This window comes from Streptomyces fructofermentans (genome assembly GCF_014651055.1).
Lineage (GTDB): Bacteria > Actinomycetota > Actinomycetes > Streptomycetales > Streptomycetaceae > Streptomyces > Streptomyces fructofermentans.
The window spans coordinates 1-18,116 of sequence record NZ_BMWD01000008.1 but is presented as its reverse complement, the minus strand read 5'-3'; the positions used below and the strand labels follow the sequence as shown (position 1 = coordinate 18,116).

Annotated in this window: 14 protein-coding genes and 3 pseudogenes; 8 read left to right on the top strand and 9 right to left on the bottom strand. The window is 74.0% G+C overall.

Annotation, left to right across the window (positions count from 1 at the left end):
* Positions 1–24 precede the first annotated feature (24 nt).
* On the top strand, positions 25–936 hold the full coding sequence (locus IE265_RS13390; protein ID WP_268255790.1) for an NAD(P)-dependent oxidoreductase: 912 nt from the start codon (positions 25–27) through the stop codon (positions 934–936).
* A gap of 27 nt (positions 937–963) precedes the next feature.
* The gene (locus IE265_RS13385; protein ID WP_190035734.1) at positions 964–1,701 is read left to right on the top strand and encodes a maleylpyruvate isomerase family mycothiol-dependent enzyme; all 738 of its coding nucleotides are present in this window, start codon (positions 964–966) and stop codon (positions 1,699–1,701) included.
* Positions 1,702–1,744: 43 nt separating this feature from the next.
* On the opposite strand, the pseudogene IE265_RS13380 reads toward IE265_RS13385, so the two are convergent.
* Positions 1,745–2,047: pseudogene (locus tag IE265_RS13380) on the bottom strand (MarR family transcriptional regulator); the annotation flags it as partial.
* Here IE265_RS13380 and IE265_RS13375 point away from each other — a divergent pair.
* Positions 2,045–3,388, top strand: a pseudogene (locus tag IE265_RS13375) (MFS transporter); the annotation flags it as partial. The pseudogenes IE265_RS13380 and IE265_RS13375 overlap by 3 nt on opposite strands.
* A 155-nt stretch (positions 3,389–3,543) precedes the next feature.
* Here the strand turns inward: IE265_RS13375 and IE265_RS13370 are convergent.
* The 3 genes and pseudogenes from IE265_RS13370 to IE265_RS13360 form a co-directional block, all read right to left on the bottom strand.
* Positions 3,544–4,209, bottom strand: a complete 666-nt coding sequence (locus IE265_RS13370) for a response regulator transcription factor (protein WP_190035733.1) — start codon at positions 4,207–4,209, stop codon at positions 3,544–3,546.
* Complete coding sequence (locus tag IE265_RS13365) at positions 4,206–5,513, bottom strand: sensor histidine kinase (protein WP_190035732.1); 1,308 nt, start codon at positions 5,511–5,513, stop codon at positions 4,206–4,208. Before IE265_RS13365 ends, IE265_RS13370 begins: the two co-directional genes overlap by 4 nt.
* A gap of 342 nt (positions 5,514–5,855) precedes the next feature.
* A pseudogene (locus IE265_RS13360) lies at positions 5,856–6,545 on the bottom strand (TetR/AcrR family transcriptional regulator); the annotation flags it as partial.
* Between the two features lie 192 nt (positions 6,546–6,737).
* Between IE265_RS13360 and IE265_RS13355 the strand changes: the two are divergent.
* Entirely contained in the window at positions 6,738–7,193 is a 456-nt protein-coding gene (locus tag IE265_RS13355; protein WP_190035730.1) for a nitroreductase family deazaflavin-dependent oxidoreductase, read from the top strand.
* 273 nt (positions 7,194–7,466) lie between these two features.
* On the opposite strand, the gene IE265_RS13350 is transcribed toward IE265_RS13355, so the two are convergent.
* Positions 7,467–8,669, bottom strand: a complete 1,203-nt coding sequence (locus IE265_RS13350; RefSeq protein WP_190035961.1) for a geranylgeranyl reductase family protein — start codon at positions 8,667–8,669, stop codon at positions 7,467–7,469.
* Positions 8,670–8,844: 175 nt separating this feature from the next.
* On the opposite strand from IE265_RS13350, the gene IE265_RS13345 reads away from it, so the two are divergent.
* Positions 8,845–10,200 carry a dipeptidase gene (locus IE265_RS13345; protein ID WP_190035729.1) on the top strand — a complete coding sequence of 452 codons (1,356 nt, stop codon included), beginning with the start codon at positions 8,845–8,847 and terminating at the stop codon, positions 10,198–10,200.
* Between the two features lie 258 nt (positions 10,201–10,458).
* Here the strand turns inward: IE265_RS13345 and IE265_RS13340 are convergent, their stop codons facing one another.
* From IE265_RS13340 to IE265_RS13330, 3 genes are all read right to left on the bottom strand, one after another.
* A complete protein-coding gene (locus tag IE265_RS13340) occupies positions 10,459–11,502 on the bottom strand; it encodes an NUDIX hydrolase (RefSeq protein ID WP_190035728.1) in 1,044 nt (347 codons plus the stop codon).
* A gap of 159 nt (positions 11,503–11,661) precedes the next feature.
* Complete coding sequence (locus IE265_RS13335; protein ID WP_190035727.1) at positions 11,662–11,853, bottom strand: hypothetical protein; 192 nt, start codon at positions 11,851–11,853, stop codon at positions 11,662–11,664.
* 447 nt (positions 11,854–12,300) lie between these two features.
* Positions 12,301–13,260 (bottom strand): ROK family protein, encoded by a 960-nt coding sequence (locus IE265_RS13330; protein ID WP_190035960.1) that lies wholly within the window; start codon positions 13,258–13,260, stop codon positions 12,301–12,303.
* 184 nt (positions 13,261–13,444) lie between these two features.
* Between IE265_RS13330 and IE265_RS13325 the strand changes: the two genes are divergently transcribed.
* Positions 13,445–14,509 carry a LacI family DNA-binding transcriptional regulator gene (locus IE265_RS13325; protein ID WP_190035726.1) on the top strand — a complete coding sequence of 355 codons (1,065 nt, stop codon included), beginning with the start codon at positions 13,445–13,447 and terminating at the stop codon, positions 14,507–14,509.
* Between the two features lie 3 nt (positions 14,510–14,512).
* The gene (locus IE265_RS13320; RefSeq protein WP_190035725.1) at positions 14,513–15,322 is read left to right on the top strand and encodes a hypothetical protein; all 810 of its coding nucleotides are present in this window, start codon (positions 14,513–14,515) and stop codon (positions 15,320–15,322) included.
* 302 nt (positions 15,323–15,624) lie between these two features.
* Here the strand turns inward: IE265_RS13320 and IE265_RS13315 are convergent, their stop codons facing one another.
* Positions 15,625–16,929 carry a DUF6986 family protein gene (locus IE265_RS13315; RefSeq protein ID WP_190035724.1) on the bottom strand — a complete coding sequence of 435 codons (1,305 nt, stop codon included), beginning with the start codon at positions 16,927–16,929 and terminating at the stop codon, positions 15,625–15,627.
* A 232-nt stretch (positions 16,930–17,161) separates the two neighbouring features.
* On the opposite strand from IE265_RS13315, the gene IE265_RS13310 reads away from it, so the two are divergent.
* Entirely contained in the window at positions 17,162–18,061 is a 900-nt protein-coding gene (locus IE265_RS13310) for an endonuclease/exonuclease/phosphatase family protein (RefSeq protein ID WP_229916168.1), read from the top strand.
* Positions 18,062–18,116 lie beyond the last annotated feature (55 nt).

Genomic DNA, 18,116 nt, shown 5'->3' with positions numbered 1-18,116 from the left:
CCAGCGCACCGTACGGATCAGCGCATGGACAGGAAAGTTGACGTCATGACCGACAAGCTCACCGTGGGTGTCCTGGGCACCGGGATCATGGGCGCCGCGATGGCCCGCAACATCGCGCGCGCCGGGCACACCGTCCGGGTCTGGAACCGCACCCGCGCCAAGGCCGAGCCGCTCGCCGCGGACGGCGCGCGTGTCGCGGACACCCCCGCCGAGGCGGTCGAGGGCGCCGATGTCGTCCTGACCGTCCTGTACGACGGCGGGACCGTACGGGACGTGATGGCCGAGGCGGCCCCCGCGCTGCGCCCCGGCGCCGCGTGGGTGCAGTCGACGACCGCCGGAGTCGCGGCGCTCGTCGAACTGGCCTCGTTCGCAAGGGAGAAGGGGCTCGTCCTCTTCGACGCACCCGTCCTGGGAACCCGACAGCCCGCCGAGGCGGGGCAGTTGCTCGTCCTCGCCGCCGGTCCGAGCGAGGGACGGGACGCCGTGACCCCGGTGTTCGACGCGGTCGGCGCCCGTACGGTGTGGACGGGGGAGGACGCGGCCGCGGGCAGCGCCACCCGGCTCAAGCTCGTGGCCAACAGCTGGGTCCTCGCCGCCACGACCGCGACCGGTGAGGTACTGGCCCTGGCCAAGGCCCTCGGTGTGGAGCCGCGGAGCTTCTTCGACGCCATCGCCGGCGGCCCCCTCGACATGGGCTATCTGCACGCGAAGGCGGGGCTCGTGCTGGACGGCGGGCTGTCTCCCGCCTCGTTCTCCGTGTCCACCGCCGAGAAGGACGCCCGGCTGATCGTCGAGGCGGGCGAACAGCACGGCGTCCGGCTCGACGTGGCCGCGGCGAGCGCGGAACGGTTCGCCCGCGCCGCCGCCCAGGGGCACGCCGACGAGGACATGGCCGCCGCGTACTTCGCGAGCTTCGACCCGGACTCCGACGCCTGATCGCGCCCGGTCCGGCAGACTCGCCCCATGGAGACTGCCGAGCTGATTCGAGTGCTGGACCGGGAGGGCCGGTCGCTGGCGGAGGCCGCGGACGCGGCGGGACCCGACGCGAAGGTGCCCACCTGCCCCGGATGGCAGGTGCGGGACCTGCTGCGGCACACGGGCATGGTGCACCGCTGGGCGACGGCGTTCGTCGCCGAGGGGCACACGTCGTACCGTCCCGACGGCGGCCTTCCCGCACTGGACGGCGCGGAACTGTCGGCCTGGTTCCGTGCCGGGCACGGCCGCCTCGTGGAGGTCCTCACCGCAGCCCCGTCCGACGTCCGGTGCTGGACCTTTCTGCCCGCCCCGTCGCCGCTGGCCTTCTGGGCGCGGCGGCAGGCCCACGAGACGACCGTGCACCGCGCCGACGCGGAGTCGGCGCGCGGCGGCCGACCGGGCCCGCCCGACGCGGACTTCGCCGTCGACGGGATCGAGGAACTGCTGCTGAACCTGCACGGGCGCGCCAGGAGCCGGGTGCGCACCGATGTCCCGCGCGTGCTGAGGGTCCGGGCCTCCGACACCGGGACCACGTGGACCGTACGCCTGTCGGAGCGGCCGCCGGAGGTGGAGCGGGGCGAAGTGGGCGCGGCGGACGGCGAGTTCGCGGGGACTGCGGCGGAACTCTACTTCGCGCTGTGGAACCGCCGCCCGGTCCCGCACGTGTCGGGGGACGCGTCGCTCGTCGCCCTGTGGCGGGAGAACTCCGCGGTCACCTGGAGCTGAGCCGCCGGCGGGCCGCCGCGGTTCCGGGCCGGACGCGGAGCGGTCAGGCCCCGGAGCCGCCCGCCAGCATCCGGCCGAGCACGGCCCGCTGCAACGGCAGTACCTCCGCGTGCAGTTCGCGGCCCAGGGCCGTGAGGGAGACGCGCACTCCCCGCCGGTCCTCCGGGCACATGCAGCGCTCCACGAGGCCGTCCTTCTCCAGGCGGCCGATCAGGCGGGACAGCGCGCTCTGGCTCAGGTGCACCCGTTCGGCGATCTCCTGGACGCGGTACACGGTGGCGTCGGGCGGCGCGTCCAAGGGGAGCGCGGCGAGCACGTCGAGCACCTCGAAGTCACTTGCCGCTACGGCGGCCTGTTGCTCCTCGGCGGCCGCACCGCGGACCTCCTCGGCCGCCGCCAGGTCTTCCTCGTCGCCCTGGGTGTCTTCGCGCTCGCCTCACTGCTGGGCGGCCTCGTCGACTCCGGCCCCCTGCTGATCGCCAGCCGGTTCATCAAGGGCCTGAGCGCCGCGTTCACCGCCCCCGCGGGCCTGTCGATCATCACGACGACGTTCCCCGAGGGCCCCCTGCGCAACCGCGCCCTGTCGATCTACACCACCTGCGCCGCCACCGGCTTCTCCATGGGGCTCGTACTGTCCGGTCTGCTCACCGAGGCGAGCTGGCGGCTGACCATGCTGCTGCCCGCCCCCATCGCCGTCGCCGCCCTGGTCGCCGGCCTCAGGCTCATCCCGCGCAGCGAGCGCGACCGGTCGCACCGCGGCTACGACGTCCCCGGCGCCATCATCGGCACGGCCTCGATGCTCCTGCTCGTCCTCACCGTCGTGGAGGCACCGGAGGTCGGCTGGACGACGGCCCGCACACTGCTGTCGTTCCTCGCCGTCGCCGTCCTGCTCACCGTGTTCGTGGTCGTCGAGCGCCGCAGCCCGAGCCCGCTGATCAGGCTGGGCGTACTGCGCTCCGGCAGCCAGATCCGGGCCCAGCTCGGCGCGATGACGTTCTTCGGCTCGTACGTGGGCTTCCAGTTCCTCGTCACGCTCTACATGCAGTCCCTGCTCGGCTGGTCGGCCCTGCACACCGCGCTCGCGTTCCTGCCCGCCGGCGCGCTCGTCGCCCTGTCGGCGACCCGGATGGGGGCCATCGTCGACCGGTTCGGCACACCGCGGCTCCTCGTCACGGGCTTCGCGCTGATGGTCGTCGGCTACGCGCTGTTCCTCCGGGTCGACCTCGACCCGGTGTACGCGGCGGTGATCCTGCCGTCCATGCTGCTGATCGGCGCGGCCTGCGCGCTGGTCTTCCCCTCGCTCAACATCCAGGCCACCAACGGCGTCGACGACCACGAGCAGGGCATGGTCTCCGGCCTGCTCAACACCTCGGTACAGGTGGGCGGAGCGGTCTTCCTCGCGATCGTGACGGCCGTCGTGGCGGCCAACTCCTCCGGCGGGTCGTCCCCGCAGGCGGTCCTCGACAGCTACCGCCCCGGTCTGGTCGTCGTCACCGCGGTCGCCCTCGTCGGCCTGGTCGTCACGGCCACCGGGCTGCGCACCCGACGGCCCCCGCGGTCCACGGTCCTGGTCGCCTCCTCCGAGGACCCTGCGGTGGAGAACGGAGCGGCGTCGAACGGCCGGTCGGAGGGCGAGCTTCCGGACGGCGGGCGGCTGGAGAAGGAGCGGGTGGCGGTCCGCGACTGACCTCCCGGCTCCACCGCGTACGCGCCCGGCGGGCTCCCTGCCCCGCCGGGCGCACCCCGCGGCACCCGCCCCCTGGAAACGTCCGCGCGCTGGCGTGTGTGCGGGGTGCGGGGTGCGGGGTGCGGGTGCGGGGTGCGGGTGCGGGCGCGCCGGGGTCAGCCCAGCCAGCCCGGCCGTACGAGCCCCGACTCGTAGGCGAGCACGACCAGTTGGGCCCGGTCCCGGGCACCCAGCTTCACCATGGTCCGGCTGACGTGGGTCTTCGCGGTGAGCGGGCTGACGACCAGCCGCCGGGCGATCTCGTCGTTGGAGAGTCCCATGCCGACCAGGGCCATCACCTCCCGTTCCCGCTCGGTGAGTTCGGCGAGCACGCCCACGGCCGCGGGCTCCTTGGACCGGGCCGCGAACTCGGCGATCAGCCGACGGGTCACGCCCGGCGAGAGCAGGGCGTCCCCGTCCACCACCGCCCGCACGGCACGCAGGAGTTCCTCCGGTTCGGTGTCCTTGACCAGGAAGCCGGACGCCCCGGAACGGATGGCCTCGAAGACGTACTCGTCCAACTCGAACGTGGTCAGCATGACGACCCTGACCTCCCCGAGGTCAGGGTCGCCGGTGATCCGGCGGGTCGCCGCGAGACCGTCCAGCACCGGCATGCGGATGTCCATCAGGACGACGTCGGGCCGCTGGGAGCGCACCGCCCGCGCCGCCTCCTCGCCGTCCGCCGCCTCCCCCACCACCTCGATGTCGGACTGCGCGTCGAGGAGCGCCCTGAAGCCTGCCCGGACCAGTGACTGGTCGTCGGCGAGCAGTACGCGGATCACCGTTCCTCCTTCGGCCCCGGGACCCCGTACGACGGCTCCCCGGGCGTGTTCGTGAGCGGTAGGACGGCCCGCACCCGGAAACCGCCGTCCTCGCGCGGCCCGGCATCGATCGTGCCACCGAGCGCGGCGGCCCGCTCCCGCATCCCGGCCAGCCCGTTGCCGCTGCCGCCGGCCGCCGCGCCCGTCGCCGGGCCGTCGTCGTCGACGAGCAGCCGCAGTTCGTCCGCCGCGTGCTCGACCCGCACGCGCGCGTGCCTCGACCCGGAGTGCCGTACGACGTTGGTCAGGGCCTCCTGGACGATGCGGAAGGCCGCGAGATCGGCGCCGGGCGGCAGGCTCCGCCGTCCGCCCCGGGACTCGACGGCGACCGTGAGTCCGGCGGCAGCGGCCTGCTCGACGAGTTCGGGAAGCCGGTCGAGGCCCGGCGCGGGGGCGCGCGGCGCCGCTCCGGGCGCCCGGAGCGTGTCGAGCACCTGCCGCACCTCCCCGAGCGCCTCCTTGCTCGCCGCCTTGATCGTGGTGAGCGCGGTACGCGCCTGCTCCGGGTCCGAGTCGAGCAGCGCCAGCCCCACGCCCGCCTGGACGTTGATGACCGAGATGCTGTGCGCAAGGACGTCGTGCAGCTCGCGGGCGATGCGCAGCCGCTCCTCGTCCGCGCGGCGCCCGGCGGCCTGCCGGCGTTCGGCCCGGTCGCGGTCCCACTGCTCGCGGCGCACCCGGACGACCTCGGAGACCGCGAGGATAGCCACCACCCAGGCGCCGACCGCGATCTCCTCGCCCCACGAGGACGCGGAGTCCCCCTCGGGCGGCAGCCACCGGTACAGCCAGTGCCCCGCCAGGAGATGCGCCGCCCACAGCGTGCCGAGCGCGGCCCAGGCCACACGGCGACGGCCCGCGACCACCGCGCTGAAGCAGGCGAGCGCGACCACCAGGAACACGGGGCCGTAGGGGTACCCGGCCGCGAAGTAGGCGAGGGTCACGGCCGTCGTACCGGCGGCAACGACGACCGGGTGGCGCTGCCGCCACAGGAGCAGGAGGCAGCCGACGACGAGCAGCGACCTGCCGAGGGAGTCCAGCGGGACGCGGTCGGGCTGCTCGTGCCCGGCGAAGCCGCTCCCGGCGACGACGAACACGGTGAGCAGCAGCGTGGACCGCCACGGCAGCCGGGGGCCGCGGTCGCCCTCCCCGCCGCCCTCCCCGCCGTCCTGGCGGTTCCACCAAGGGGTTCCGCCCCCGCAGAACGGCCGCGGACGGCCCCGTCCCCACGGCGGTCCGCCGCACCGTCCCGCGCGCCGCTCTTCCATGCCCGCCACGCTAGACGCCGCGGGCTGCCGTCGGCGTCAGCCGGGCGCGGGCATCGCCCGTACTCCCGGCGGAGTATCCGCCGAGGTCACGCACGGGCCGCCGCGCCCGTTCGGCGCCCGCGGGTTCGCGGGGGGGTGCCATGGGTTCGCGCCTGCCGTGGGTTCGCGGGGGGGGGGCGCTGCCTCGCACTCCCGTCAGGAACGCGCGTCGCGGTCGGCGGCACCGCGCCGGGGCGCACGGCTCTGGGGCGCACCCCGCCGGGGCGCATCACGGTCCGAGGCGGTGGTGACGGGCGCGGCCCCGCCCCCGCTCGTGGACGTGCCTCCCGCGTCGGCCCCGCCGGGGAACACGAGTCCCACCTCATGGCCGAGCCTCGCGGCCGCGTGCCGGAAGAACGCCTCACGGTCCTCCACCACACGGTGGAACTGCCCGAACACCTCGAAGCCGATCAGCCCGAACAACTGCGCCCAGGCAGCGACGAGCGCCGTGACCACCTCAGGGGGCAGGTCGAGAGCGAGGTCGTCGGCCATCCGCCGCGCCTCGGGCCGCAGTTCGGCGGGGAGCGGGGTGAGCGCGACACCGGCGCCCCGATGGGCTTCGCGCACGATCGCGATCAGGAGCAGGGCGACCCGGGAGGCGGCCGGGACGGTGGTGTCCGGCGCGGTGTACCCGGGCACGGGCGAGCCGTAGATCAGGGCGTACTCGTGCGGATGGGCCAGCGCCCACACGCGTGCCGCCTCGCAGACCGCGACCCAGCGCCGGACAGGTCCGTCTCCGGACACCTTTGCGTGCGCCTCCTCGGCGCTCGCGCCGAGCGAGTCGTAGGCGTCGATGATGAGTGCGGTGAGCAGATCGTCACGGCTGGGGAAGTAGCGGTACAGGGCGGAGGACACCATGCCGAGTTCCCGGGCCACGGCCCGCAGGGAGAGCTTGGACGCGCCGTCCACCGCGAGCTGTCTGCGCGCCTCGTCCTTGATGGCCGCGGTGACCTCGATCCGGGCGCGGGCACGGGCTCCTCGAACGGTACTCATGCGTGCCAGTCTCGCACGGTTTCAGAGCAGTGCACACAAACAAGAGCAGTGCACTCGAAAGAGGGCGCCGACCGAAAAGGAGAGCGCTGCACAGAAAAGAGAGCACCGCTCTTGCTTTGGATCACCGATCTCGTACACACTGCTCTCAAGCGAGAGCAGTGCTCACACTTTCCGTCTCAGGAGGAAGTCACCATGACCGCGTCCACCCACGTCCGCAAGCCCGGCTGGTTCACCGTCAACGTCCTCAACCGCACCGTGGCGTGGACCACCCGGCGCGGCCTGAGCGTCTGGGGTTCCCGGGTGCTGGCTGTGCGCGGACGCAAGAGCGGCGAGTGGCGCACCACGCCCGTGAACCTGCTGACCGTCGACGGCGAGCAGTACCTCGTGGCCCCGCGCGGCCACGTCCAGTGGACGCACAACATGCGGGCGGCGGGCGGTGGCGAGCTGCGGCTCGGCAAGAAGGTGGACGCGTTCACGGCGACCGAGGTCGCCGACGACGACAAGGTGCCGCTGCTGCGCGCCTACCTCAAGCGCTGGAAGGCCGAGGTCGGCGTGTTCTTCAACGGGGTCGGCCCCGACTCGTCGGACGAGGAACTCCGGCGCATCGCTCCCGACCACCCGGTGTTCCGGATCACCGTCGAGAGCTGACCCACGGGTCCGTCACCGCACGGCCGCCGCGTCACCCCGCAGCTCCGGACGCCGGCGCCCGGCGCCCGGCACCGAGCCTCCGACACCTGGCACTCGGCACTCGGCACTCAGCCACCGGCACCGAGCCCGCGGCACCCGGCACCCGGCACCCGGCACCCGGCAGCGACACCCGGTGTCGACCACCGGCGCGGCCCGGCACCCCGAGACACCGGGCCGGCGACAACCGCCCCCGACCCGGCGAACCCCCGCCGGTGGACCGTGGACCGCTGCGCGCTACCGGTCGAGGCCCGTCAGCGCGCGCCCGGCCACCGGATGCGTACGGACGAACTCGCCCAGCGAGGTGGAACCGCGGGTGATGCCGGCGAACGCCTTCCAGGCGGGACGGAAGCCGGTGAGCGCCGCGTGGAACACACCGGGACGCCGTTCGAACGCGGCCAGCATCCGCTTGCCGACGCTCATCTCGACCCCGAGCCCGGCCTTGATGGCGAACGCGTAGTTCAGGGCCTGCCGCCGGGCGTCCACCGCGTCGTGCGACTCCGCGATCCGTACCGCCCACTCCCCCGCGAGCCGTCCCGAGCGCAGCGCGAAGGAGATGCCCTCACGCGTCCACGGCTCCAGGAGCCCCGCCGCGTCCCCGCACACCAGGACCCGCCCGCGCGACAGCGGCGAGTCGTCGGCGCGGCAGCGGGTCAGGTGCCCCGAGGAGACGCTCGGCTCGAAGCCCGCGAGCCCGACGCGGGCGACGAAGTCCTCCAAGTACCGCTTGGTGGCGGCTCCTTCGCCCCGCGCCGAGATGACCCCGACGGTGAGCGTGTCGCCCTTCGGGAACACCCAGCCGTAACTGCCCGGCAGCGGGCCCCAGTCGATGAGGACCCGCCCCTTCCAGTCCTCGGCCACCGTCTCGGGGACGGGGATCTCGACCTCGAGCCCGAGGTCGACCTGGTCGAGCTTCACCCCGACGTGTGCTCCTATGCGGCTGGCCGAACCGTCCGCGCCCACCACGGCACGCGCCAGTACCGTCTCGCCGTCCTGCAGGACGACCGCCACCGTGCGCCGGTCCGGGACGGCCGAGCCGTGCTGCTCCACTCGGGAGACCGTGACGCCGGTACGCAGATCGGCGCCCGCCTTCTGCGCGTGCTCGACGAGCTGCTGGTCGAACTCGGGCCGGTTGATGAGCCCGAAGAGCATCTGGCGGGAACGGCGGGTGCGGGCGAACCGGCCCTCGAGCGAGAACGTGACCGCGTGCACCCGATCCTGGAACGGCAGTTCGAAGCCGGGCGGCAGCGCGTCCCGGGTCGGTCCGATGATGCCGCCGCCGCATGTCTTGTAGCGGGGCAACTCCGCTTTCTCCAGCAACAGGACGGTGCGCCCCGCGACCGCTGCCGCGTAGGCGGCCGAGGCTCCCGCGGGCCCCGCTCCGACCACGACGACGTCCCATACCTGCTGTGCGTCGTCCGAAAGGTTCTCGCTGCTCACGATGGTCTGCTGCTCCGATCCAGCCGCCTGCCGCACGTACTCCACGCATCCTACGGCGACGTCCGGCGTGGGCCGCTGTGGGAGGATCGGCAGCGTATGCACCGCGCGCACCCGTACGCGCCACGCATCACTCCCGTACCAGCCGTACAACGTCGCACCCACGAGGAGCGTGCCCATGCCGTCGAATCCGGTCGCCGAGACCGTCGCCTCCCTGATGCCCCGGGCGAAGCAGGAGCTCACCGAACTGGTGGCCTACAAATCGGTGGCGGACTTCGACCAGTTCCCCCGGAGCGAGAGCGAGGGTGCCGCCCGCTGGGTGGCCGACGCGCTGCGCGCCGAGGGCTTCCAGGACGTCGCGCTGCTCGACACCCCCGACGGGACGCAGTCGGTCTACGGCTTCCTGCCGGGCCCGGCGGGCGCGAAGACCGTCCTGCTGTACGCCCACTACGACGTGCAGCCGCCGCTGGACGAGGCGGGCTGGGTCACGCCGCCGTTCGAGCTGACCGAGCGGGACGGCCGCTGGTACGGGCGCGGGTCGGCCGACTGCAAGGGCGGCCTGATCATGCATCTGCTGGCGCTGCGCGCGCTCAAGGCCGACGGCGGGGTCCCGGTCAACGTCAAGGTGATCGCGGAGGGTTCGGAGGAGCAGGGCACCGGCGGCCTCGAACGCTATGCCGAGGAGCACCCCGAACTGCTCACCGCCGACACCATCGTCATCGGCGACGCGGGCAACTTCCGGGTCGGGGTGCCCACGGTCACGACCGCGCTGCGCGGCATGACGCTGCTGCGCGTCCGGGTCGACACCCTCGAAGGGAACCTGCACTCGGGGCAGTTCGGCGGTGCCGCGCCCGACGCGCTCGGCGCCCTGATCCGCGTTCTCGACTCGCTGCGCGCCGAGGACGGTTCCACGACCGTGGACGGCCTCACGGGCGAGGAGCACTGGGACGGCCTCCAGTACGACGAGGACCGGTTCCGCCAGGACGCGAAGGTGCTCGACGGCGTCGGCCTGATCGGCTCGGGCACGGTCGCCGACCGCATCTGGGCGCGCCCGGCCGTGACCGTGCTCGGCATCGACTGCCCGCCGGTGGTCGGCGCCACGCCCTCCGTGCAGGCCGGGGCCCGCGCGCTGATCAGCCTGCGGGTGCCGCCGGGCGTGGACGCCGCGCAGGCGACCAAGCTCCTCCAGGCCCATGTGGAGGCGCACACGCCGTGGGGCGCGCGGGTGACCACGGAGCAGATCGGCCAGGGCCAGGCGTTCCGCGCGGACACCACGAGCCCGGCGTACGCGGCGATGGCGGACGCGATGGCCGTGGCGTACGACGGCGCCGAGATGCAGTACGCGGGTCAGGGCGGGTCCATCCCGCTGTGCAACACGCTCGCGTCCCTGTACCCGCAGGCGGAGATCCTGCTCATCGGGCTGAGCGAGCCGGAGGCGCAGATCCACGCCGTGAACGAGAGCGTGTCGCCCGAGGAGCTGGAGCGGCTGGCCGTCGCGGAGGCGCTGTTCCTGCGCAACTACGCGGCGGTCTGAGCAGGTTCGGCCGAGGCGGCGCTGCGCGACGGGACGATGTCGCACCGCCCCGGCCGCCGTACGGAGCCTGACGTCGGAACCCGGCGTACGGAACCCGGCTCACGCAGCCGGACCACGCAGCCGGCCCGCAAGGCCGTACGGACCCGCCCGGCGTGCGCGTCCGGGCGGGTCGGCGCGTTCCGGGCTCCCGCGCGACGGCGTCCCTGGGTGCCCCGTGCGGGGCACCGGCACCGCGCGTCGCACAGTGCCGCAGAACGCCTAGTGTCCTTGCGGTACGCCCGCCTCCAGGTACAGGGCCGCTCCCCGTTCCCGCGCGCGCAGCGCCCAGCGCAGGCGTTCGTAGCGGACGGGCGGGAGCAGCCCGGCGGCCTCCGCCTCGGTGACGAAGCGCCAGTCGCGCAGTTCGGGGCCCGGCAGCAGCAGTCGCCGGGCCTCGGTGCTGTCGAGGCGGCCGCCGTCGTAGAGGAGGCGCAGTCCGCCGTAGCCGGGGGGCGCGGGCGGTTCCCAGTCGACGACCAGCAGGCCGGGTACCTCGGCCAGCTCGATGCCGGTCTCCTCGGCGACCTCGCGCACGCCCGCGCGCGCGGGGGCCTCACCGGATTCGACGACTCCGCCGGGGAACTCCCAGCCGGCCTTGTACGTGGGGTCGACCAGCAGCACGCGGTCCTCCTCGTCGAAGAGCAGGACACCGGCCGCGACGGTCTCCGAGGTGGGCTCGGGGGTCTGCACGATGTCGCAGACGGGAACGGCTCCGCTGCCGACGGCCTCGGCGACGCGTACGGCGGTCTGGTACGGGGTGAGCGCGCCGGTGTCGACGAGGTGGGCGTCCGCGGTGAGCCAGCCGGCGAGGGCGGCACGGTAGGGCTCGATGTGGTCGTAGGCCCACTGGCGGACCCGTATCTCCCCGTCGGGGACGTCCGGCGGAATCTCACGGTCGGCTATTCGCTTGCGCAGGATCGTTTCCGCCGGAGCGAGGAGAACATGGCTGACGGCGATCCTGCGGGAGGCGAGGCCGCCGAAGATCTCGTCGCGGTAGTCCTGGCGCAGCAGCGTCATGGGGACCACGAGGACGCCGCCCAGTTCGGCGAGCATCGCCGCCGCGGTGTCCACCACGAGCCGTCGCCAGATGGGCAGGTCCTGGAAGTCGCCGACCTCGGCGAGACGCTTGGCGGGCAGCAGCCGTGTCAGCCCGGCGCCGATGAGCTCGGGGTCGAAGAGTGTGCTGTTCGGGATCAGGTCGATCAGTTCCCGTGCGGTCGTCGTCTTCCCCGCACCGAACGCACCGTTGATCCAGACGATCACGGTTCCCCCTCTGCTGTTGGCCCCCTGAGGCTTGCCCGCTCCACCCTGCCACGGAAACCAGCCCCTGATGAGGCCGCGTTCCACGGGCCCGCATATGCCGAAACCCGGCCCTGAACGGGCCGGGTCCGTGGTCGGGTCGGTACGCGGTACGGGTCGGGCCTACCTGCCCGCGGCGGCGTCGTCCGGGGCCGCCGGGCCGCCGTCGCCGACCGTGTGGTCGACGGCGCTCAGGGTGTCCTGCACGTCGAGGTCGCCGAGGACGTCGCCGTCGAGGGAGTGGGACGGCGTGACGGCCGCCACCACGAAACCGGCGGCGAGGGACGCGATGGCGAGCATGCTGCGCTTCTTCATGCCCGGTTCAACTACTGACGGGCCCGGGAGTCACGGCCGGATCCCGGCGGGAGCGGAAGTCGCACCGGCGGGCACCCGCGCCGCTCCTCGCACGCCCCCGCCCGCCGCTCGCCGGCCCCCGCTCGGGCCCGGCCCGGCCATCACACGCTCAGCCCGGCCAGCCCGCTCAGCCCCGGCCCGGAACCCGCTCAGCCGACCCGCTCGTGGGTCCGGACCCACGAGCGCCCTCGCCGGCCCGACCGGTGGCCACGCCCACGAGCCACGAAGCCGACCGACAGCCCGGGCCCAGAAGTGACCCTGCCGGCCCTACCGACAGCCCGGGCCCACGAGCCACCCTGCGATCCGACCGGTGACCAGGCCCACCAGCCACCCCGGCCCGACCCGGCCGGTGAGGGGGCCCACCGGCCGCCCCACCCGGCCCGTGGCACGGTCCGGGGGCTCGGGCACTCAGCCCGCGACGCCCGCGGTCGACGCGCTCGGCGTGCGGCTGAGCGCGGCGGCCGCGGCACCGACCAGCCCCGCGTCCGTGCCCATCTGCGCGGGCGTCACGGTGAGCCGCTGGACGAACGACAGGGTCGCGTAGTCGCGCAGGGCGGCGCGCAGCGGCGTGAACAGGACGTCGCCCGCCTTGCCCACGCCCCCGCCGATCACGGCGATGTCGATCTCGACGAGCGTGGCGGTCGCCGCGATGCCGGCCGCCAACGCCTGGGCCGCGCGTTCGAACGAGGCCACGGCGACGGGATCGCCCGCGCGGGCGGCCTCGGCCACGGCGGCCGCCGAGGCGTCGCCCTCGGGACCCGGCCGCCACCCGCCCTCGGCGGCGCGGCGCGCGATGTTCGGTCCGCTCGCGATGCGCTCGACGCAGCCGCGGGAGCCGCAGGGGCAGAGGTCGCCGTCGAGGTCCACGCTGATGTGGCCGATGTGCCCGGCGTTGCCGGTGGGCCCGGAGTGCAGCCGCCCGCCGAGCACCAGGCCGCCTCCCACACCCGTGGACACGACCATGCAGAGCGCGTTGTCGTGACCGCGGGCCGCGCCCTGCCAGTGCTCGGCCGCGGTGATCGCCACGCCGTCCCCGATCAGCTCGACGGGCAGTCCGCCCGTGGCGGCGCGGACCCCCTCGACCAGGGGGTAGTCGCGCCAGCCGGGAACGTTCACCGGGCTCACCGTGCCCGTGGAGGCGTCCACCGGGCCCGCGCTGCCGATGCCGACGGCCGTGGCGCGGCTCCACAGCGGTGACGCGGTCAGCTCGCCGAGCACGGCCTCCACGGCGCGCATCACGGTGGCGCCGTCCTCCTGCGCGGGGGTCGGACGCTGGGCCCGCAGCAGAATCCGGCCGTGGCCGTCCACCAGCGCTCCGGCGATCTTGGTGCCGCCGATGTCGAGCGCGGCCACGAGGTCGGTGTGCATCAGTGTCAGTTCTCCCGTTTGGACCATGAGACGTGGGCAGTCCGCTCTCGCGGCGAGGGAGGACAGGCCGGAGAATGCGATGAACAGTCTCTCCCGCATCTGACAACGTTGTCCAGGCTCTATGCTCGACGCCACATCCCGATCCGACCCCTTACCGTGCATTCTCGGGACCTACGCAGCCCGTATGGACTACAGGACAGGAAAGCGCATCGTGGCCGAGACCGCCCGTCGAACCGAGAGCCGCTACGGCAACCGTCCCACGATGAAGGACGTCGCCGCGCGTGCGGGGGTCGGTCTGAAGACGGTGTCGCGGGTGGTCAACGGCGAGTCGGGGGTGACACCGGACACCGAGCGCCGCGTACAGGAGGCCATCGAGGCGCTGGGCTTCCGGCGCAACGACAGCGCGCGGGTCCTGCGCAAGGGCCGTACGGCGAGTGTCGGCCTGGTCCTGGAGGACCTCGCGGACCCCTTCTACGGTCCGCTCAGCCGGGCGGTGGAGGAGGTGGCGCGCGCCCACGGCGCGCTGCTCATCAACGGCTCCAGCGCCGAGGACCCGGACCGCGAGCAGGAACTGGCGCTCGCGCTGTGCGCGCGCCGGGTCGACGGGCTGGTCATCATCCCGGCCGGTGACGACCACCGCTATCTGGAGCCCGAGATAAAGGCGGGCGTCGCCACCGTCTTCGTGGACCGTCCCGCCGGCCGGATCGACGCGGACGTCGTGCTGTCCGACAGCTTCGGGGGCGCCCGCGACGGTGTCGCCCATCTGATCGCGCACGGCCACCGCCGGATCGGGTTCATCGGGGACATGCCGCGCATCCACACCGCGGCGGAGCGGCTGCGCGGCTACCGTGCCGCCATGGACGACGCCGGAATCCCGGTCGAGGACGACTGGATGTCCCTGGGCGTCACCGTCCCCGAGCGGGTCCGCCGCGCCGCCGAGACCATGCTGACGGGACCCTCCCCCGTCACGGCGATCTTCGCGGGCAACAACCGTGTGACGGTCACGGTCGTCCGCGTGCTCGCGGAGCACTCCCGCCCCGTGGCCCTCGTGGGCTTCGACGACATCGAGCTCGCCGACCTCCTGCAGCCCGGTGTCACGGTCGTCGCGCAGGACGCGGCGCAACTCGGCCGCACCGCCGCGGAGCGCCTGTTCCGCCGCCTCGACGGCGCCCTGGCCCTGCCGGAACGCATCGAGCTCCCGACACGCCTGATCACCCGCGGCTCGGGCGAACTGCCGCCCGCGGACTGAGCCGTGACGTCACCGGGCCCGCACGCCGGCCGCACCCTGGAGGCCCTGGGGCTCGCCGTGGCGCCGCGCGACAGTCCGCTGAGCTACCCCGGGATCTGGCCCGCCGAGTCGGGCCTGCTGGACGGCGACCTCTGGCTGCCGCTGAGCCGGCACACCTTCGAGGACCGCGTCCCGGTCCTCGCGGTCGGCTCCAACGCCTGCCCGGCGCAACTCCGGCACAAGATGCGGGAGTACGAGGTGTCGTCGCCGATCCCGCTGGTGAGGACGCGGGTGACGGGCCTGGACGTCGGGGTCTCCGCGCACGTCAGTGCCATGGGGTACATGTCCGCGTCGCCGTTCCGGGCGCCCGGGCACACCCGGGAGCTGTTCGTCACCTGGCTGGACCGGGTGCAGCTCGCCGCGATGGACGCGAGCGAGGGGGTCACGGCGCCCGCCGGGTCGTTCGACCGCCTTCCGCTGCCCGACGCGGGATTCCGGGTGGAGACGGATTCGGGCGAGCGCGTCGACGGCGTGCATCTGTACGTGAACCGGCGCGGCGTCCTCCACGACGGCACGGGCACGCCGCGCCCGCACCCGGGAGAGCGCGCGGTGATCGGCGAACTCCTCGCCGCGTCGGCCAGGTTGAGGGAGCTGTTCGGTACGACGCCCGAGGAGTTCAGCGAGCGGGCACGCGGAGACCTGCGGCTGTGCGCGGCGGGCACGCGGGTGCTCGCGCAGGAGGGCTGGACGACGGTCTCCGGGCTGGAGAAGGACACGGAGGGACGGTGGACCGCGGCTCCGGACGACGGCGCCCCGCCGTCGCCGTCACCCTGACGCGGATCACGCCGAGGCGGGCCGGGGCGAGCGGTGGAGGGCGGCACGTCACCGCTCGGGAGGCGCCCGTACCCCCGGAGCGGGACGTTCGGCGGCGCAACGGGCCCGACGCACCGGACCCGCTGCCCGACGTGCCGACGGCCGGCCCGCCGGCCGGTGACCGGCCCCTGAGCAGGCGCCTCACGCGACGCCCGGGGCGCGGTTCGCCGAGGGCGCTCGCGCTGACCGCCCTCGCCGCGCGCACCGCACCCGCGTCGCCGCCGACGCCGCCGGTGGTGGCCGTCCGGGCCGCCAAGGCGCCGCTATCCGCCCGAGACCGTCAGGTCGGCCCGCCGCGGGGCCGCGAAGACCTCCAGGTCGGCGCGGGTCAGACCGGACAGCCGGGCGACCTCGGCCACGTCGAGGGCGCCGCAGTCCAGGCCGCGCAGCAGATACCCGCTGAGGGCCTTGGCGGTGGCGGGCTCGTCCATCACGTCGCCGCCCGCGCGGTTCGCGTACGCGGCGAGGCGTGCCGCGGCCTGCTCGAAGCCCTCGCGGTAGAAGGCGAACACGGCCGCGTAGCGCGTGGGGAGGTGACCGGGGTGCATGTCCCAGCCCTGGTAGTAGGCGCGGGCGAGAGCACGCCGGGTGAGGCCGTAGTGCAGCCGCCAGGCGGCGTGCACGTTCTCGGTGGGGCCGACCGGCAGGACGTTGGTGGAGCCGTCGCAGACGCGTACACCGGTGCCGGCGGCCGCGACCTGCATCACCGCCTTGGCGTGGTCGGCGGCCGGGTGGTCGCTCGACTGGTGGGCGGCCGAGACGCCGAGGCAGGCGCTGTAGTCGAAGGTGCCGTAGTGGAGTCCGGTGGCGCGGCCCTCGGAGGCCTGGATCATGCGGGCGACGGTGGCCGTGCCGTCGGCGGCGAGGATGGACTGGCTGGTCTCGATCTGGATCTCGAAGCCGATGCGCCCCCTCTCCAGGCCGCGCGCCTTCTCGAACTCCTGGAGGAGCCGCGCCATCGCGCCGACCTGTTCCGCGTACGTCACCTTCGGCAGCGTGAGCACCAGCCCGTCGGGCAGGCCGCCCGCCTCCATGAGTCCGGTGAGGAAGATGTCGAGGGTGCGGATGCCCCGGTCGCGCACCGGCGCCTCCATGCACTTCATGCGGATGCCCGTGTAAGGGGCCGCCGTGCCGTCCTCGTACGCGCGGGAGACCAGCCGTGCGGCGCGGGCGGCCGCCTCGTCCTCCTCGGCGTCGGGGCGCGGGCCGTAGCCGTCCTCGAAGTCGACGCGCAGGTCTTCGACGGGCTCGCGCTCCAGCTTGGCGCGTACGCGGTCGTGGACCGGCCCGGCGAGGTCGTCGGGGAGGCCGAGGACGGCGGCGAGGGCCTCGGCGTCGGGTGCGTGCTCGTCGAGAGCGGCGAGCGCGCGGTCGCCCCAGGAGCGGACGGTGTCGGCGGCGAAGACGTCTCCGGGGACGTACACGGTGTGGACGGGCTGGCGGGTGCCGGGGTCTCCGGGGTAGCGGCGCTCCAGCTCGGCGTCGACCGGGGCGAGTGAGGCGCTGATCTCCTCGCTGACGGCGCCCGCCAGGCTCGTCGCCACCGTCTCCTGCTGGCCCTGACCCATGCAGACCCTCCTGTTTTCCGCTTCATGGAATCAACAATCTGTTGAACGAAGTTATCCACGGACCTTCCCGCCGGTCAACACCCCTTCCCTTCCCGCGCCGCCCCGGGATACGTTCCCCTTCTCCCCCTCGAAGTCCTCCGGGATCACCCGGAGTTGTGGACATGGGCACGCCAAGATTCGATACTGCGATGCCCACGACGCGCCCCGGCGTCCGCCCCGGAAGGAGCATGCCGTGCCCCGTCGCCGCCGCGGTCCCGTCACGCGCCGCCTCGGACTGCAGACGGCGCTCGCCGCCGCGCTGGCCTTCCCCGCGACCGGTACGGCGCTTCCCAGGACGTCCGCCCCGGACCGCCGGCGCGGCCTGGACGTCATGTCGTTCAACCTTCGCTTCGCGAGCACCGCGGAGCCGCACAGCTGGGCCGTCCGCCGGCCCGTCGTGCGCGAACTGCTGCGCCGCGAGCACCCCCATGTGATCGGCACCCAGGAAGGGCTCCACGGGCAGGTGCGGGACATAGCCGCCGACCTCCCGCACCACGACTGGATAGGAACGGGCCGTGCGGGCGGCAGCCGCGACGAGTTCATGGCGGTCTTCTACGACACCCGCAGGCTCGACCCGGTCGAGTACGACCACTTCTGGCTGTCCGACACCCCCGCCCTGATCGGCTCGAACACCTGGGGGGCCGGGTACATCCGCATGGTGACCTGGGTCCGCTTCCGCGATCTGCGCGACGGCGGGCGGGAGTTCTACGTACTGAACACCCACCTGGACAACGAGAGCCAGTACGCCCGCGCCCGTGCGGCGGCGCTGATCGTGCGGCGGACGGCCGGGCTCGACCGCACCCTGCCCCTCGTCGTGACCGGCGACTTCAACGTCGCGGCCCACGGGAACCCGGTCTACGACACGCTGATGGAGGCGGGACTCGTCGACACCTGGGACGCGGCGGCGGAGCGGAGCGAGCAGTACGCCACCTTCCACGGCTACCGGCCGCTGGTCCCGGACGGCGACCGCATCGACTGGATACTGACCACGCCGGGGGTGACCACGCACCGGGCGTCGGTCAGCACGTTCTCCGTGGACGGCCAGTTCCCGAGCGACCACCTGCCCGTCCAGGCGTCGCTGACCCTGGCCTGAGCCGGGCCGGGAACGGGCCGAGGCCCCCTCGACCCTGCGGGTCGCGGGGGCCTCG

Coding starts and splice junctions, on each gene's coding strand:
- IE265_RS13390 (WP_268255790.1), top strand. CDS start 25: ATGGACAGGAAAGTTGACGTCATGACCGACAAGCTCACCGTGGGTGTC.
- IE265_RS13385 (WP_190035734.1), top strand. CDS start 964: ATGGAGACTGCCGAGCTGATTCGAGTGCTGGACCGGGAGGGCCGGTCG.
- IE265_RS13365 (WP_190035732.1), bottom strand. CDS start 5,513: ATGGAAGAGCGGCGCGCGGGACGGTGCGGCGGACCGCCGTGGGGACGG.
- IE265_RS13355 (WP_190035730.1), top strand. CDS start 6,738: ATGACCGCGTCCACCCACGTCCGCAAGCCCGGCTGGTTCACCGTCAAC.
- IE265_RS13345 (WP_190035729.1), top strand. CDS start 8,845: ATGCCGTCGAATCCGGTCGCCGAGACCGTCGCCTCCCTGATGCCCCGG.
- IE265_RS13335 (WP_190035727.1), bottom strand. CDS start 11,853: ATGAAGAAGCGCAGCATGCTCGCCATCGCGTCCCTCGCCGCCGGTTTC.
- IE265_RS13330 (WP_190035960.1), bottom strand. CDS start 13,260: ATGCACACCGACCTCGTGGCCGCGCTCGACATCGGCGGCACCAAGATC.
- IE265_RS13325 (WP_190035726.1), top strand. CDS start 13,445: ATGGACTACAGGACAGGAAAGCGCATCGTGGCCGAGACCGCCCGTCGA.
- IE265_RS13315 (WP_190035724.1), bottom strand. CDS start 16,929: ATGGGTCAGGGCCAGCAGGAGACGGTGGCGACGAGCCTGGCGGGCGCC.